Origin of the sequence: Streptomyces colonosanans (assembly GCF_001866645.1) — a bacterium.
Classification (GTDB): Bacteria; Actinomycetota; Actinomycetes; order Streptomycetales; family Streptomycetaceae; genus Streptomyces; species Streptomyces colonosanans.
On the sequence record NZ_MLYP01000027.1, the window covers coordinates 84,795 to 100,601 of the forward strand.

The window sequence follows — 15,807 nt, forward strand, 5'->3', positions numbered from 1 at the left end:
GCTGCGCCGACTTGTGGTCCTTGTTACGGTCTCCTGGGGTGCGCACCCGGGACATCCACGACAGTGGGTGTCCCACCACGGAAGTTTCTCCACGACGAGGAGGAGCGTGCCCTATGTGCGGTATCTCCGGTTGGGTGTCCTATCAGCGTGACCTGCGGCGGGAGCGCCCCACCGCCGAAGCCATGAACGCCACGATGGCCTGCCGCGGACCGGATGCGCACGGCCTCTGGCTCGACCGGCACGCGGCTCTGGGGCACCGCCGGCTCGCCATCATCGACCTGCCCGGAGGGGTCCAGCCGATGACGGAGCACACCCCGGACGGCGATGTCGTCCTGGTGTACTCGGGAGAGGTCTACACCTACACGGAGCTGCGCGACGAACTGCGCCGCCGCGGCCACCCCTTCCGCACGGACAGCGACACCGAGGTCGTACTGCGCGGATACCTGGAATGGGGCGCCGAACTCCCCGAACGGCTGAACGGCATGTTCGCGTTCGCGATCTGGGACGGGCGCACCGACAAGCTGCTCCTGATGCGCGACCGGATGGGTATCAAGCCGCTGTATTACTCCCCCACCGAAGACGGCGTGTTGTTCGGTTCCGAGCCCAAGGCTGTCCTGGCCAACCCCCTGGTGCCGCGCACGGTGGATCTGGAGGGCCTGCGCGAGCTGTTCTCCACGGCCAAAACCCCCGGTCACGCCATCTGGGCGGGGATGCGGGAAGTAGAGCCGGGCACGGTGGTCACCGTCGAGCGAGCGGGCCTGCACGCCCGCGCGTACTGGCGGTTGCCCGCTGTCGAGCACACCGACAGCCTCCAGGACACCGTGGTGCGGGTGCGCGAGTTGCTCGACGACATCGTGTGCCGCCAACTGGTCTCCGACGTGCCGCGGTGCGTCCTGCTCTCGGGGGGCCTGGACTCCAGCACGATCACCGCCCTGGCGGCCGAGCAGTTGCGCGGGAGGGAGACGGTGCGCACCTTCGCCGTCGACTTCGTCGGTCAGACAGAGAACTTCATCCCCGACGGGCTGCGGTCCACGCCGGACACGCCGTACGTCCACGATGTCGCCAGGCACGCGGGAACCGACCACCAGGACATCGTGCTCGACCCCGAGGGTCTGGCGGATCCGAAGGTGCGCGCCGCAGCCGTCCGGGCCCGGGACCTGCCTCTTGGCCTGGGCGACCTGGACCAGTCGTTGCTGCTGCTGTTCCGGGCGATCCGGAAACACTCCACGGTGGCGTTGTCCGGCGAGTCCGCGGACGAGGTCTTCGGGGGCTACGCATGGTTCCATGACCCGGCCGCGCGGGACGCCGGCACCTTCCCCTGGTTGGCGGCTCTGGAGCGCCAGCACGGCAGCGGCGGCGCTTCGGTGCTCGAGCCGGGGCTGCGGGAGCGTCTGGATCTGCGGGGCTACCTGGCTCGGCGCTACGAGGAGGCCCTGGCCGAAGTGCCGCACCTGGACGGTGAGAGCGATCCGCTGGAGCGCCGGATGCGGGAGGTGTGCTACCTCCATCTGACCCGTTTCGTACGGATGCTGCTGGACCGCAAGGACCGGCTGAGCATGGCCACCGGTCTTGAGGTCCGCGTCCCGTTCTGCGACCACCGACTGGTCGAGTACGTCTTCAACACCCCGTGGTCGATGAAGACCTTCGACGGCCGCGAGAAGAGCCTGCTCCGGGCGGCCGCCGGGAATCTCCTGCCGCGGTCGGTCGCGGAGCGGGTCAAGAGCCCGTACCCGTCGACCCAGGACCCCGCCTACGTGGTGGAGCTGCAGACCCAGGTCCGTGATCTGCTGTCGTCGGACAACAGCCCTGCTCTGGGTCTGCTCGACCGTGCCCGGCTGCGGCAGATCGTCGCCGCAGAGCCCGGCGAGGTCGGCACCGCGGACCGCAACGGCCTGGAACGAACACTGGACCTTTCGGTCTGGTTCGACCTGGAGCAGCCCACGCTCGATCTCGGCTCCGGCGCATGATCGCCAACTCTGCGCGAGCTGGTTAGTCTGCCGCCATGTTGAACACGCACCGCCTGCGCATTCTGACCGAAGTCCATCGGAGTGGAAGCATCGCCGGGGCGGCGCGCGAGCTGAAACTGTCACCGTCCGCGGTGTCCCACCAGCTCTCCCAGCTGGAGAAGGAGGCCGGGGTCAGTCTCGTCGAGCGGAGCGCGCAGAGTCTGCGGCTGACCGCCGCGGGGCGACGTCTGTCGCTGCGAGGGCAGGAGGTGCTGGCGCTGCTGAACGCCGCCGAGAAGGACCTCCTGGCGCAGTCACGGGCCGACTCGGGGCACCTGCGGATAGGGTTCTTCGCCTCGGCGGGGTACCGGTTGCTGCCGCAGGCGCTGTCGCGGTTCTCCAACCGCTATCCCGGCGTCGAACTGGACCTCGTCGAGGGGCAGCCGCACGAACTGGCCGTCAGCGTGCAGCAGGGCGAGATCGATGTGCTGGTGGTGTTCGAGCACGCACTCGACCCATGGACGCCGCCTGAGGGCGTGCAGGTCCGGGAGTTGATCCGCGAGCCGCAGCTACTGGTGGTGCCGAGCGGGCATCCGGCGGGCCGGCGCAGCCAGGTCCGGCTCGACGAGCTGGCCGGCGAGCAGTGGATCACGTCGTTCGGAACGGGCTCGCCGGTACGGTCGGTGCTGGAGCGCGCCTGCGCACTGGAGGGCTTCGTCCCGAACATCCGCTGCCGCAGCGACCATTACGAGGTGATCGCCGGCCTGGTACGAGCAGGGATGGGGATCGCGCTGGTGCCGAGCCTCGGCATCAACGACACCACCGGCCTGGAGACGACGCGGGTGTCCGGGCCGCGGCTGTACCGGAAGATCGGCGTCGCCTCTCGGCCCGGGAACGCGAACCCGGTGCTCGACACGTTCATCGCGTACCTGGTGAGCGCGGCGTCGAACCTGCGGAGCGCCCCTGCCCCGGGGCGCTCTGCGGGTACGCGCCCTTGAGTCCACGCGTTCTGGCCGGGCGTCACATGGTGAACGCGGCGATCCGTGCCCCGATCGTGCGCATGGCCTGCACCATCTCGAACTCCCGGCCGGGCGGGCAGGCGCTGAGCACGGCGTAGCAGACCTCCCGGGTGCCGCGTACGACGCCTACGTCGCATCGCATCCCGATGTCGGTCCCGGTCTTGTTCGCGACCCAGAGACGGTCGAGGGGCACATCCCGGAGCGTGTCGTCCTCGGGGTCGTGCGGGATCGCCGCCGCGACCATGCTCCGATCGCTGCACGCGGCCATCCAGCCGAGCACGACACGCGCCCAGGGTGCGGGGCCGGCGATCTGCTGCGCGAGGGCGGCCAACTCCCGTGCCGTGCCGACGGAGAAGGTCGGGGGGTGCTCCGGCAGCCGGGGCTCGCGGATACGGTCCAGGATCCGCGTCTGCGTCAGCCCGAGTTCCTCCGCGCCCTTGTTGACGCGGTCGAGGCCGACGCGGCGGATGAGGGCGTTCGTCGCACTGTTGTCGCTGACTGCCGCGGTCAGCCGCGCCAGGTCGGCGATGGTCCACCGCCGTTGCGAGAGTCTGGCCAGCAGGCCCGAGCCGCCGCAGTAGTCCTCGTCGAGCACATCGACCGGCTCATCGGCTTCCAGAGCGCCGCCGGTCAGGCCGCGTGCGACCTCCGTCAGCAGGAGCAGCTTTCCGACGCTCGCCAGCGGCAGCGGCTCGTCCACGCGGTGCTCCAGCAGGCCGGGTACCGCGACGGTCAGCGTGCCGGGGAGCTCCGGCGGCGGGAAAGCGGTCAGCATGCCAGCACCTGGCCCGGTCGCTCCCCGGTCACCGTACCGTCCCGTACCACGATCGCCCCGGCGACGAGCACCATCCGGATGCCGACCGGCGCCTGGAGCGGTTCGGTGAAGGTGGCGCGGTCGGCGACCGTTGCCGGGTCGAAGACCACGAGGTCGGCATGGGCGCCGTCGCGCAGCACACCTCGTTCGGCCAGGCCGAACCGCTCCGCTGTTGCTCCGGTCATCTTGTGTACCGCCTCCGGGATCGACAGCAGTTGGAGGTCGCGAGCATAGTGGCCGAGGACCCGCGCGAATGTTCCGGCCCAACGCGGGTGCGGGAGCCCCGGTTTGGGAACACCGTCCGAGCCGATCATCGAGAACGACGCGCTCAGCACCCGCTGGACGTCGTCCTCGCGCATCGAGTGGCTGATGATCGTGACGTCCCCGTCCTCGGCGAGCAGCAACTCGGCCGCCACGTCCACGGCATCGGCCCCGCGCTCCTCGGCGATGGCGGCGATCGTCCGGCCCTGAAGGTCCCGGTGCCGGGCGGCTCCGGCCACCGAGATCCGGTCCCAGCCACCGTTGCCGACGGTGTTCTCCCAACCGGGGACGCCCTCGGCGATCGCCTCGCGCATGCGTGCCCGCTGCCCGGCGTCGCGCAGTCGCTCGAGCAGGCGGGCCGGGCCGCCGTCGTGCGCCCAGGGCGGCAGCATCGCGGACAGTGCCGTGCTGGCCGCGGTGTAGGGGTAGACGTCGCAGGTCAGGTCCATCCCTTCGGCGCGCAGCCGTTCCAGCCGGGGAAGTGTCCGCTCGGTGCCGCCCCAGGCGTACTTGCCCGCGGTCTTGTGGTGCGAGACGTGCAGGGCCGCGCCACTGGCTCGCGCGATCGCCACCGCCTCGTCGAGCGCCTCCTCGACACGGGACATCTCGTCGCGCAGGTGTGTCACATACGGTTTGCGGTGCCGGGCTGCCACCGTCGCGAGCGCGGTGACCTCGGCGGTGTCGGCGTAGGAGCCCGGCGTGTAGATCAGGCCGGTCGACAGGCCGGCCGCGCCCGCAGTGAAGTTGCGGTCCAACACCTGGCACATCTCAGCGAGTTCGGCGGCCGTGGCCGCGCGTGCGGCGTGGCCGACGACGGCTGCGCGCAGCGTGCCGTGTCCGACGAGCGAGACCAGGTGGTTGGCCCGGCCGACGGAGGCGTGCGCGCCGGCGAAGGCGGCGAAGTCCGGATACGGTCCGGGGAACGCGCTGTCGCCGCAGTTGCCGCACACTTCGACGGTCACGCCCTGCAGCACGGCGGCGTGCGCCTGCTCGTGCCCGGTCCCGTTGAGGGTCGTCTCGTCCGAGTGCGTGTGCGCGTCGATGAAGCCGGGCGCGACGATCTGCCCCGAGACATCGACGACCCGATCGGCCGTGGCGGCCGTGCCCGGCGCAAGCAGCCGGACCCTTCCCGCGGCGATGCCCACGTCCCCGGCCGCCAGCGGCGCACCCGTGCCGTCCGCGATCTCCCCGCCGCGCAGCAGCACGTCGAAGTGGCCGGCGCTCATCGTGCCGACCCGGGTTCGGCCACCGGTGCGGCACCGCTGCGCGCGCTCTCGCAGACCCCGCTGGCGTCGTCGAACGCCGCGCCCGGCGTCCGGTGCGGGCCGGCAAAGGTGTGGACGGCCCGGTCCCGGCGCGCCTGGCGCGCGAGGACCGCGGTCGGATTCGGGGGCATGGGCTTCCTCACGGGAGTACTCGGTGACCTGCACGGACACACCCAGCGTGCAGCGGCAGGTGGTGCCCTCGCCCGGAGCGTCGAAAACCTTGCGGCTCACTCACCATTTCCTGTTCGGCTGTTTGCCGGGCGGTCGATGGCAGCCATGGTGACGGCTCACCACGTGGCTCCCTCCGCTGCAACGCCGCCGCCCCGGCGACGGAATCGACCCTCAGCGCGCAGTTCCTCGACGCTTCACCGGTTGGCGCCGGCGCGTTCCCTAGCTTGAGCGGCATGGGCAGCAACACAGTGACGGATCAGGTGTGGCCGCGGACAGCGGACTGGGCCGGCGGTGAACTCCGCCTCGGCGGGCTCGGCGTACGAGAACTCGCAGCGGAGTTCGCCACGCCGGTCTACGTTCTCGACGAAGACGACTTTCGCGCGCGCTGCGCGGCGTGGATGGGCGCGTTCCCCGACGGTGACGTCCACTACGGCGGCAAGGCGTTCCTGGCCCCGGCGGTGGTCGGCTGGCTGCGGGAACTGGGGCTGTCGCTCGACGTGTGCAGCGGCGGCGAACTGGCTGTGGCGCGCAGGGGCGGGATGCCCGCCGAGCGCGTGGTCTTCCACGGCAACAACAAGTCCGTGGCGGAGATCCGCGATGCCGTCCGATGGGGCATCGGCTGCATCGTCCTCGACTCGTTCCAGGAGCTGGAGCGGGTGGCTGACATCGCGCGCGCCTTCGGTGTCCGGCAGGCCGTCATGATCCGTGTGAAGCCCGGTGTGGACGCGGACACGCACGCCTCGTGGGCGACCGGCGGCGAGAACACGAAGTTCGGGCTGTCGATGGCCTCCGGTGAGGCGGCCGAGGCGGTCCGCCGGGTGCTGGCCGAGCCGGCCCTGGACCTGGTCGGCCTGCACTCGCACATCGGCTCGCAGATCTTCGACCTCGACTCCTTCGCCACGGCCGCGCACCGCATGGTCGGCTTCCTGAGGGAGGTCGAGAAGGAGAACGGTGTCACGATCGGCAAGCTGGATCTCGGCGGTGGCCTCGGCGTCCCCTACCTGCCGGGCGAGAAGACCGCCCCGACCCCGGCGGAACTCGCCGAGGTCCTGGGGGCGGTGGTGCCCCCGGACATGCGGATCGCCCTCGAGCCCGGCCGGTCGGTGGTCGGGCCGACGACGGTCGCGGTCTACGAGGTCGGTACGGTCAAGGGCCGCTTCATCAGCGTGGACGGCGGCATGAGCGACAACCCGCGTCCGGCGACGTACGGCGCCGCGTACACGGCCGTCGTCGCGTCCCGCGCGAGCGACGCCGCACCCGAGACCTTCACGATCGTCGGCAAGCACTGCGAGACCGGCGACATCCTGGTCGACGGCGTCGACCTGCCGGGCGACGTACGCCCGGGAGACCTGCTCGCGATTCCGTGCTCGGGTGCATACCAGCGCTCGGCGGCGAGCAACTACAACCTTCTCCCGCGACCGCCGGTCGTCGCCGTACGCGACGGCGCGGCGCGCACGATCGTCCGCCGTGAGACCGAGGAGGACCTGCTGCGGCTGTACGTGTGACACCGTGTACCGAAACGGTCGGGGCCTGAGTATGCGTACTCAGGCCCCGACCAGTTGGGAGCGGTCACGCCTCCGGATCGGTCAGTACCTGGTCCAGGAAGGTCAGCGTCCTGTTGTCCGCGTCCAGCCGGGCCCGCACTCCGATCGGGTACGTCTGCATCTGTGTGTTGTGCCCGATGTTCACGCCCATCAGTACCGGCACGCCGAGGTCGCCGAAGCGCTCGGCGAGCATCCGGTCGATGTGTTCGGGGTCGCCGCACTCGGTGAACGTGCCCAGGACGATCCCGGCCACGCCGTCGAGGTAGCTCTTCGAGCGCCGGATCTGGGTGATGATGCGGTCCATGCGGAACGGCAGTTCGTCGACGTCCTCCAGGAACAGGATCGCGTCGCGCGCCGGATACGACGTGTCGGTGCCGAAGTTGGCCGCGATGAGCGTCGCGGTCCCGCCCAGTGTCAGGCCCTCGGCGACGCCCGGGACCAGCGTCCGCGCCCCCGGGAACGTCAGCTCCTTCACGCTCGACGGCGTGTGGAGAAGCTGCATCAGTTCCTTGAAGTCGTACTCCTCGGGCCCCTCCCAGAACCCGCTGCACGCGACCATCGGCCCGAACAGCGACACCCAGCCGAGTTTGACCGCCAGCGCCTCCAGCAGCGCTGTCACATCGGAGTAGCCGACGACGACCTTCGGCACGGCGGCGTCGACCTTGTCCCAGTCCATCAACTCCAGGGTCCGCTGCGAGCCGTAGCCGCCACAGGCCAGGAAGACCCCCGCGTACCGGGGGTCCGTCAGAGCCCGGGTCAGGTCCTCCGCGCGGCGGGTGTCGTCGCCCGCGAGGTAGTCGTACATGCTCCCGGTGTCCCGGGCCGACGCGAAGACCTCCGGCTGAAGGCCCGCGGACCTCAGGGCGCGCAGCCCCGACTCCAGGTGCTCCTGGTTGTCGACGGGTGAGCTCGCACAGAGCACGGCGACGGTGTCGCCGGGCTTGAGCGCGGGCGGGCGAAGCAGGGTCATGCGGTCTCCAAGGCTGTCGGGCTGAGAAGGTGGCAGGCGGCGGCGGACGCGTCAGGTGCCAGGACGGGGAGTTCGCGGCGGTCGCAGCCGCTCGCCGCGCGTTCGTCGGCCGAGGCGGCGGCCCAGCGACCGCAGCGCGGATGGAAGCGGCAGCCCGCCGGGATCGCGGTCGGGTCCGGCGGCTCGCCGGTCAGCAGCGTCGGACGCCAGTCCTCGGCACCGCTGGGAATGACGGACAACAGCGCCTGGGTGTACGGGTGCTGGGGTCGCAGCAGGACCTCCTCGACGGTGCCCTGCTCCACGATCCGGCCCAGGTACATCACCGCCACACGGTCCGCGATGTTCCAGGCCAAGCCCAGGTCGTGGCTGACGACGAGGGCCGAGAGGCCAAGGTCGTCGCGCAGCCGGAGCATGAGCTTGAGGATCTCCCCGCGTACCGAGGCGTCGAGCGATGCCACCGGCTCGTCGGCGACGATCACCGAGGGGTTCAGAGCCAGCGCACCGGCGATGACGACGCGCTGCTGCTGTCCGCCGGACAGTTCGTGCGGGTATCGGCCGAAGAAGTCCTCCGGTGGCCGCAGTCCGGCTTGGGCCAGGGCGTTGCGCACGGTCTCGGGGAGCCGGTCGGTGAGTCCGTGCAGGCGCGGTCCCAGGGCCACGGCGTCATAGACGTTCTGCTTGGGGTTCAGGGCGCCGCCGGGGTCCTGGAGGACCAGCTGGGTGTGGCGGCGGTACTGCTTCAGGGCGATCGCCGAGTAGTCCAGCGGTGTGTCCTGGTACAGCACCTGACCGCCGGTCGGCTTCACCAGCCCGACCAGCGCCCGGGCGAGCGTGGACTTGCCGCATCCGGACTCGCCGATCAGTGCGACGATCTCGCCTTGGCCGACGCTCAGGTTGACGCCGTCGACGGCGCGCGCCGGGCCGCGGCCGCCGGACGCCGGGTAGACGACGGACAGGTCGCGGACCTCCAGGGCGGGTGTCCGGGTGTCGATGTCGGTCACGACGTACCTCCGTGATCGGGGCGGACGCGCAGGCAGGCGGCGGAGCGGCCGGGCCCGGCGGGCCACAGCAGCATCTCCCCGGTGCGGCAGGCCTCGGTGACCTCCGAGCAGCGTGCCGCGAAGGCGCAGCCGTCGCCGACCTCCGAGGGTCGCGGCGGGTCGCCGGCCAGGCCCGCCGGGGCGAGCCGGGAGGCCGGGTCGCCGATCGTCGGGAACGCCCGGGACAGAGCCCGGGTGTACGGGTGCTTCGGGCTGTCGAGCACCTGCCGGGACGGCCCGAGTTCGACGATCCGCCCCGCGTACATCACGGCCAGCCGGTCGCAGGTGTGGGCCAGCAGCGACAGATCGTGGGTGATCATGATGACCGCGATCCGTGACTCGCGGACCAGCTCGGCCAGCAGTTCCAGGATCTGCGCCTGGACCATGACGTCCAGGGCGGTCGTCGGCTCGTCGGCGATGATCAGGTCCGGGCGGCAGGCCAGCGCCATGGCGATCATCACTCGCTGCCGCTGCCCGCCGGAGAACTCGTGCGGATAGCTGCGCATACGCCGGGACGGGATGCCGACGCTGTCCAGCAGTTCGGCGGCGCGGCGCTCGGCTTCCTTCGCGCTCACCTTGTCGTGCAGGACGATCGGTTCGACGATCTGCTCCAGCACGGTCCGCACCGGGTTGAGCGCGCTCATCGCGCCCTGGAACACCACCGACGCCCCGGCCCAGCGCACCGCGCGCAGCCGGGACCAGGTCGTCGTGAGCAGGTCCTCGCCGCGGAACAGCACCTCGCCGCTGACCTGCGCCTTGGCGCCGTGCAGACGCAGCAGGCCAAGCGCCATGGTCGACTTGCCGCACCCGGACTCCCCCGCGATGCCGAGGGTGTCGCCGGGGGCGAGCGAGAAGCTGACTCCGCGTACGGCCGGAACGGTCCGGCCGCCCTGCCGGTAGCTGACGTGCAGATCGCGGACGTCGAGCAGCGCGCTCGCGGTCTCGGCGTCCTCGGTGGCCAAAGGTTCGTTCTTTACGGTGTCGGTGGTCATCACTTCTTCTCCATCCGCGGGTCGAGGACGTACTCCACGGCCCGGCCGGTGAGCGTGAAGGCCAGCACCACCGCGAGGATCGCCAGACCCGGCGGCAGCAGGAACCACCAGGCGCCGGCGGTGAACGCGCCGCCGAAGAAGGCCTCGTGGAGCATCTCGCCCCAGGTGACGTCGGCCGGGTTGCCCAGCCCCAGGAACGTCAGCGTCGCCTCGGACAGCAGCGATCCGGCGACGGTCAGCGTGCTGGACACGAGGATCAGCGGCATCACGTTCGGCAGGACCTGTTTCACCATGATCTGCCGGTCTCCGGCGCCGAGGACGCGGGCCCGCTCGACGAACGGCCGGGCCTCGACGGCCAGCGTCTGCGCACGGACCAGGCGTGCGGTCGCGGTCCAGGAGGTCACGGCGATCGCGATGGTGATCGACATCGAGCCCTGGCCCAGGACCGCGGCCAGCGAGATCGCCAGGGGCAGGCTCGGCAGCGCGATGAACCAGTCGGTGACCTGCATCAGGATCCGGCCGACGAATCCGCCGTAGTGTCCGGCGATGATCCCGACCGCGCTGCCGAAGACGACCGTCAGTACGGTGGCGATGACGCCGATGCGCAGCGATTCCCGGGAGCCCCAGATGAGCAGCAGCAGGACACTGCGGCCGGACTGGTCGGTGCCGAGCGGGTAGTGGGCGCTGGGCGGTGCGAGCAGCGGGCCGTCGACCTTGGTGACATCGAGCTCGTCATCGCCGATGAACAGCGGTGCGGCCAGGGCCAGAAGAGAGAAGGCGACGAGAATCACCAGCCCGGCCACACCGGACGGGCGGCCCCGGAAGGCACGCGCGAAGCGGCGGGCGCCGGCGAACCGGGTGGGGAGGGCCGCAACGGTGGTCTGTGCGGCGGTCACTGGTCACGCACCCGCGGGTCGAGGAACCGGTAGGCGAGGTCCGCCAGAAGATTCATGATGATCACACTCGCGCTGAAGACGATGAAGGTGCCCTGCAGCAACGGCAGGTCGGGGATTTTGAGGGCCGCGAAGGTCAGGTCGCCCAGGCCCGGCCAGGAGAAGATCGCCTCGACCGTGACCGCGCCGCTGATCAGCGTCCCCAGGTGCATGAAGATCATGGTCACGGAAGGCAGCAGGGCGTTGGGCAGGGCGTGCTTGCGGCGCACGGCGGCGTCCATGAGGCCCTTGGCCCGCGCGGTCAGCAGGTAGGGGCTGCCGATTTCCTCGATGATCGAGGAACGCATGATCGTCACGTACTGCGCGTAGACGACAAGGACCATCGTCAGCGCGGGCAGGATCAGGTGCTTGGCAACGTCCAGATAGTGCGTCATCCCGGTCTGCGGCAGGGTCGGATCGCTCATCCCGGCCGTGGGCAGGAATCCGTGGAACGGGCCGACGCCGACGCTGAACACGATCAGCAGGATCATGCCGAGCCAGAACGTCGGCACCGACCACAGGGTCAGTGCGGTGGCGGAGGTGATGCGGTCGAACAGGCTGCCCGCGCGCCATCCGCTGCGCAGCCCGAGCCAGAGACCGAGGACCACCGAGATGGCGAAGGACGTGCCCATGAGGAGCAGGGTCGGGCCGAGGCGGTCCATGGTCAGCGACGCGACGGACTGCTGGTACTCCCAGGAGTATCCGAGATTGCCGTGCAGGGTGTCGTTGACGAAGTCGAGGAATCGTTCCCAGACCGGCTTGTCCAGGCCCAACTGGACTCTGAGCCGCAGCAGTTCGGCCTCGCTGACCGGCCGGCCGCGGGTCATGGTACGGACCGGGTCGGCGGGCATCAGGTTGAACAGAGAGAAGCCGATGACGAGGGTGACCGCGAAACTGACGACCGCCGCGGCGAGTTTGGAGACCAGGTAGCCGGGCCTGGGCAGACGCAGCGGCCTTCGTCCGGTGCGGGCCTTGGCCTGGGTCCCGGCCGCCTCGGCTGTCTGCGGCTCGGCGAGGGCGGGGCGGCTACTCACGGTCGTCCGCTCCTGCCCGGCGGCGGACGACGGCGACGCCCGCTCCGAGCACGATCACCGCGCCGGCTATGCCCAGCCACAGACCCGTGCTGCCGCCGCCCGAGGAGGAGGCGGACGCGCCGGCGGACGCGGGGGTGGCCTTCAAGTAGCTCCAGAACGTCTGCTGGGCGGGGTAGAAGCCGTCGGCGTTCGGCTTGCCGGTGATCAGGCCGCCGACCTTCGAGGAGGCCGCGATCTTGGTGGTGGCGTTGTAGAACATCAGGTCCACGTCGGCCTCGTAGAGGATCTCCTGCATCTGGCCGACGGCCTTGGCCCGCTCGGCCGGGTCGAAGAGGGTCGCCTGCTTGGCGAACAACTTGTCGTAGGCGGGGTCGCAGAAGAAGGAGTCGGTGTTGCCTCCGGTGCCGTCGTCCTTCGGTAGCGTCGAACAGCTCTGGATGCCGAGCTGGTACGTCGGGTCCGGGCCGGTGGTCCACGCGTCCATCAGCATGTCCCAGTTGCCCTTGCCCAGGTCGCTGTTGAGCGCGCTCATGCTCATCGCCTGGATCTTCGCGTTGATACCGACGACCTTGAGCCAGCCCACCAGGTAGCGGGAGATCGCCGCGTCGGCAGAGTCGTCGGAGTGGATACCCAGACGCAGGTTCAGCGGCTTGCCCGTCTTGGGGTCGGTGCGGGTGCCGCCGGGGCCCCGCTTGTAACCGGCATCGTCCAGGAGCTTGTTGGCGGCGACAGGGTCGTAGCTCTGCTTCTTGCCGGGAGCCGGCTGCCAGCTCCACTGCGGCCATGCCGGGGGCAGGTAACCCTCCGCGACCTGCCCCTGCCCGTTGAGCACCTTGGTCACGAGGGTCTTCTTGTCGATGCTCAGGGCGATCGCTCTGCGCAGCACCGGGTCGTGCAGCGCCGGGTTGCCGGTGCCGATGGGCTTGCCGGTGCGGGTCTTGGCGCCGGGGTTCAGCTCCAGGCCGACCCAGCCGTGGCCGACGGCCTGTGCGGTCTGCACACCGTCGACATGCTGCAGCGAGGCGTACTCGGTCGCATTGACGCCGCTGATGTAGTCCAGCTGGCCGGACTTCAGGGCGGCAACGGCGGCGTCGGTCTCCTTGTAGATCTGCTCGATCAGGTGGTCGTACTTCGGTGCGCCGAGGACGAAGGACTTGTTGGCGTCGAGCTTGGCGTACTGACCGTTCTTGTAGTCCGTGAGAATCCAGGGCCCGTAGCCGACGACCGGGAACGAGTCGTTCTTGAAGTCCTTCAGGCCCGCCACCTGCGACTCCCAGATGTGCTTCGGCACGATCGGGATACCGGAGAAGGGGATGCTGCTGTAAGTGACGTTCGACTTCGGCTTCTTGGTCTTGATGACCAGCGTCGTGGCGTCGGGCGCGGTGACCGTGTCGAAGCCGGCCACCAGGGTGCCGTTCGCGGTCGCGGCGACGTCGTTCGTCATGATGAGGTGAAGCGTCCAGGCCGCGTCGGCGGCGGTCAGAGGCTTTCCGTCGCTCCACTTCAGGCCGTCGCGCAGCTTGAAGGTCCAGGTGAGGTGGTCGTCAGAGAGCGTCCACGACGTGGCCAGGTACGGCTTGGGGGCGCCGCTGTCGTCGATCGAGGTGAGCGTCGGGTAGATGCTGCCGAATATGTCGAGCGCGCCGTTGAAGAACGAAGTGAACGGGTTCAGCGTGTCCACTCCCGAGCCGTCCATCGCGACCCGCAGGGTCTTGCCAGACGAGGTGCCCGTAGAGGAGGCAGCCGCGGCCGCCTTCGTCACGCCGGGGGCGGCGGGGCCGGCCAGGAGCAGGCCACCAGCGACGGCGGCGGCCAGGGCCGTTCGGAATCCAGGGGTCTCACGCACAGCCAAGTCGGTCTCCGAGGTATGAGGAGGGAAGGGGTGACCGCGCCGCTTCAGGCGAACGCACGGGGGTCGGACATGAGATAGCTGGTGAGCACGCGGGCGCCGAAGCCGAGGCTGTCGGTGAGTACGTGTTCGTCGACGCCGTGGACGTACTGCCAGGCGTCGAATTCAGGGGGCGTCAGGCCGGGCACGAAGCCGAAACCGGGAATGCCGAGAGCGGCGAAGGCCTTTGCGTCGGTGCCGCCGGTCATGCAGTACGGGAGGACGAGGGCGTCGGGGTCGTGCGCGCGGACGGCTGCGGCCATCGCGGCGAAGTCGGGCGCGGTGTGATCGGCACTGACCGGCGCCTGGTAGTCACCGGTGCGCGTGAGGTCCGGGCCGAGGAGGGCGTCGACCGTCTCGAAGAACTCGGCCTCGGCGCCCGGCAGGATGCGCCCGTCCAGGGCCGCGGAGGCCTCACTGGGGATGACGTTGTGCTTGTAGCCGGCGCGCAGCATGGTCGGGTTCACCGAGTTGGCGAGCGTTTCCGCCACCAGCGGTGCGGCGGCACCCAGCGGGCTGAGATCGGCGGGATCGATCTCGATGCCCAGGTGCTCGGAGAGACCGTCCAGCAGCGCCGCGACGATCGGGACGAGGCGGACCGGCCACTCGTGTGCGGCGAACCGGCCGAGCGCCGCGGCCAGTTTCACCAGGGCGTTGTCGTCGTTGCGGCGGGAGCCGTGGCCCGCGGTGCCGCGCGCGGTGACCGTCATCCAGGCGCTGCCCCGCTCGCCGGCCGCGATCGGGTAGAGCCGGCCGCCTGAGGGCAGATGGACCGAGTGGCCGCCGGACTCGCTGATGGCCGCGGTCACACCCTCGAACAGATCGGGGTGCTGATCGACCAGGAAGCGCGCGCCGAACTCGCCGGTGTCCTCCTCGTCGGCGACGAACGCCAGCACAAGGTCGCGCGGCGGCCGGGTGCCGGTGCGCGCCAGGTACCGGACGAACGCGAGCATCATCGCGTCCATGTCCTTCATGTCCAGTGCTCCACGGCCCCAGACCGCGCCGTCGCGGATCTCGCCGGAGAAGGGGTAGCCCTTCCAGTCGGCGGGTTCGGCCGGCACGACGTCGAGGTGGCCGTGGACGAGCAGCGCGGGGGCGGTGGCGTCGGCGCCGGGGATGCGCACCACGGTGTTGGCGCGGCCGGGGGCGGACTCCAGGACGATCGGGGCGAGTCCGGCGTCGGTCAGTTCCTCGGCGACCCATTCGGCGCAGGCGCGCTCGCCGCGGCTGTTCCCGGCGCCGAAGTTGCTGGTGTCGAACCGGATCAGCCGGGAGCACAGGGCGACGGCATCGGCGGCGAGCGCCTCGGTCTCGGCCGCCGTGAGGGCGGGAGCCGATGGCACGGCTCTTCGGGGCATGACCGGCACCTCCTGATCAACTGGGGCTGGCGTGCTTGAAGGGTGGCAAGCTTGTGTGTCACGGCAAGGTCCCCTGAGGTCTTGTTCACGGCAAGATCCCCTGAGGGCTTGCGATCCTCAGCCTCGAAATCTTCGATGCCTTCGGGCCGGCTTCGTCGAGCTCTTCCTCCGGACGCCACCGTCGCCTCTCCCCGGCCGACACGCCCCATGCCCAAGTCGAAGAAGGGCATGGCAGTTGGGAGGTTGCGCTCGCGGCGGGGGGTGAGTCGCCGACCGCCGCGCATGCCCGGTATGTCCACCCGGGTGCGTGCGTGAGAGGTGCTCGTGCGCGTTCGGGTCCGGGGACAGCCGGTCGGCCGACGGCAGCACGTATGTGCCGTCAGCGGCGGCTGCACCGTCGGCGTCGATGGCCGGTGTCGTCGTGCGCGGCGTGCCGCCGCTTCGCGAGGACGTTGTCCGTCAGCAGCGAACGACAAAAGGCAGGATGCCAGGACAACAAAAGGCAAGGGGGAATAACCCACCCCTTGCCACTTTCAACTTATAGCGCACTGGGGGCCTTGCGGCAAGGCCCCG

At 70.3% G+C, this 15,807-nt stretch carries 13 protein-coding genes; 3 read left to right on the plus strand and 10 right to left on the minus strand.

Going from position 1 to position 15,807, the window contains the following annotated elements; genetic code table 11:
- Positions 1–113: 113 nt before the first annotated feature.
- Both asnB and BIV24_RS10560 read left to right on the plus strand, forming a co-directional pair.
- The gene (gene asnB / locus BIV24_RS10555) at positions 114–1,967 is read left to right on the plus strand and encodes an asparagine synthase (glutamine-hydrolyzing) (protein WP_071365972.1); all 1,854 of its coding nucleotides are present in this window, start codon (positions 114–116) and stop codon (positions 1,965–1,967) included.
- 35 nt (positions 1,968–2,002) lie between these two features.
- Positions 2,003–2,944: a LysR family transcriptional regulator gene (locus BIV24_RS10560; protein WP_071365973.1), complete on the plus strand. Its 942-nt coding sequence runs from the start codon at positions 2,003–2,005 to the stop codon at positions 2,942–2,944.
- 22 nt (positions 2,945–2,966) lie between these two features.
- Here BIV24_RS10560 and BIV24_RS10565 read toward each other — a convergent pair whose 3' ends face one another.
- The 3 genes from BIV24_RS10565 to BIV24_RS34305 are packed head-to-tail and all read right to left on the minus strand — an operon-like array spanning position 2,967 to position 5,436.
- Entirely contained in the window at positions 2,967–3,740 is a 774-nt protein-coding gene (locus tag BIV24_RS10565) for a serine hydrolase (RefSeq protein ID WP_071365974.1), read from the minus strand.
- The gene (locus tag BIV24_RS10570) at positions 3,734–5,266 is read right to left on the minus strand and encodes an N-acyl-D-amino-acid deacylase family protein (RefSeq protein WP_071365975.1); all 1,533 of its coding nucleotides are present in this window, start codon (positions 5,264–5,266) and stop codon (positions 3,734–3,736) included. The genes BIV24_RS10565 and BIV24_RS10570 overlap by 7 nt, the downstream gene beginning before the upstream one ends.
- Positions 5,263–5,436, minus strand: coding sequence for a hypothetical protein (locus BIV24_RS34305; protein ID WP_177198676.1), 174 nt, complete (start codon positions 5,434–5,436; stop codon positions 5,263–5,265). The genes BIV24_RS10570 and BIV24_RS34305 overlap by 4 nt, the downstream gene beginning before the upstream one ends.
- Positions 5,437–5,709: 273 nt before the next feature.
- Here BIV24_RS34305 and lysA point away from each other — a divergent pair, with 273 nt between their 5' ends.
- Positions 5,710–6,981 carry a diaminopimelate decarboxylase gene (lysA, locus tag BIV24_RS10575; RefSeq protein ID WP_071365976.1) on the plus strand — a complete coding sequence of 424 codons (1,272 nt, stop codon included), beginning with the start codon at positions 5,710–5,712 and terminating at the stop codon, positions 6,979–6,981.
- A 64-nt stretch (positions 6,982–7,045) separates the two neighbouring features.
- Here the strand turns inward: lysA and BIV24_RS10580 are convergent, their stop codons facing one another.
- Genes BIV24_RS10580 through BIV24_RS10610 form a run of 7 tightly spaced genes read right to left on the minus strand, consistent with a single transcriptional unit; the run spans position 7,046 to position 15,234 of the window.
- On the minus strand, positions 7,046–7,990 hold the full coding sequence (locus BIV24_RS10580) for a S66 peptidase family protein (protein WP_071365977.1): 945 nt from the start codon (positions 7,988–7,990) through the stop codon (positions 7,046–7,048).
- Complete coding sequence (locus BIV24_RS10585; protein WP_079168142.1) at positions 7,987–8,991, minus strand: ABC transporter ATP-binding protein; 1,005 nt, start codon at positions 8,989–8,991, stop codon at positions 7,987–7,989. Before BIV24_RS10585 ends, BIV24_RS10580 begins: the two co-directional genes overlap by 4 nt.
- Positions 8,988–10,022 carry an ABC transporter ATP-binding protein gene (locus BIV24_RS10590; protein WP_071365978.1) on the minus strand — a complete coding sequence of 345 codons (1,035 nt, stop codon included), beginning with the start codon at positions 10,020–10,022 and terminating at the stop codon, positions 8,988–8,990. The genes BIV24_RS10585 and BIV24_RS10590 overlap by 4 nt, the downstream gene beginning before the upstream one ends.
- Positions 10,022–10,918, minus strand: a complete 897-nt coding sequence (locus BIV24_RS10595; RefSeq protein ID WP_071365979.1) for an ABC transporter permease — start codon at positions 10,916–10,918, stop codon at positions 10,022–10,024. Before BIV24_RS10595 ends, BIV24_RS10590 begins: the two co-directional genes overlap by 1 nt.
- Positions 10,915–11,988 carry an ABC transporter permease gene (locus BIV24_RS10600; protein WP_079168143.1) on the minus strand — a complete coding sequence of 358 codons (1,074 nt, stop codon included), beginning with the start codon at positions 11,986–11,988 and terminating at the stop codon, positions 10,915–10,917. Before BIV24_RS10600 ends, BIV24_RS10595 begins: the two co-directional genes overlap by 4 nt.
- A complete protein-coding gene (locus BIV24_RS10605; RefSeq protein ID WP_071365980.1) occupies positions 11,981–13,834 on the minus strand; it encodes an ABC transporter substrate-binding protein in 1,854 nt (617 codons plus the stop codon). The genes BIV24_RS10600 and BIV24_RS10605 overlap by 8 nt, the downstream gene beginning before the upstream one ends.
- A 50-nt stretch (positions 13,835–13,884) precedes the next feature.
- Complete coding sequence (locus tag BIV24_RS10610) at positions 13,885–15,234, minus strand: M20/M25/M40 family metallo-hydrolase (RefSeq protein ID WP_071365981.1); 1,350 nt, start codon at positions 15,232–15,234, stop codon at positions 13,885–13,887.
- Positions 15,235–15,807 lie beyond the last annotated feature (573 nt).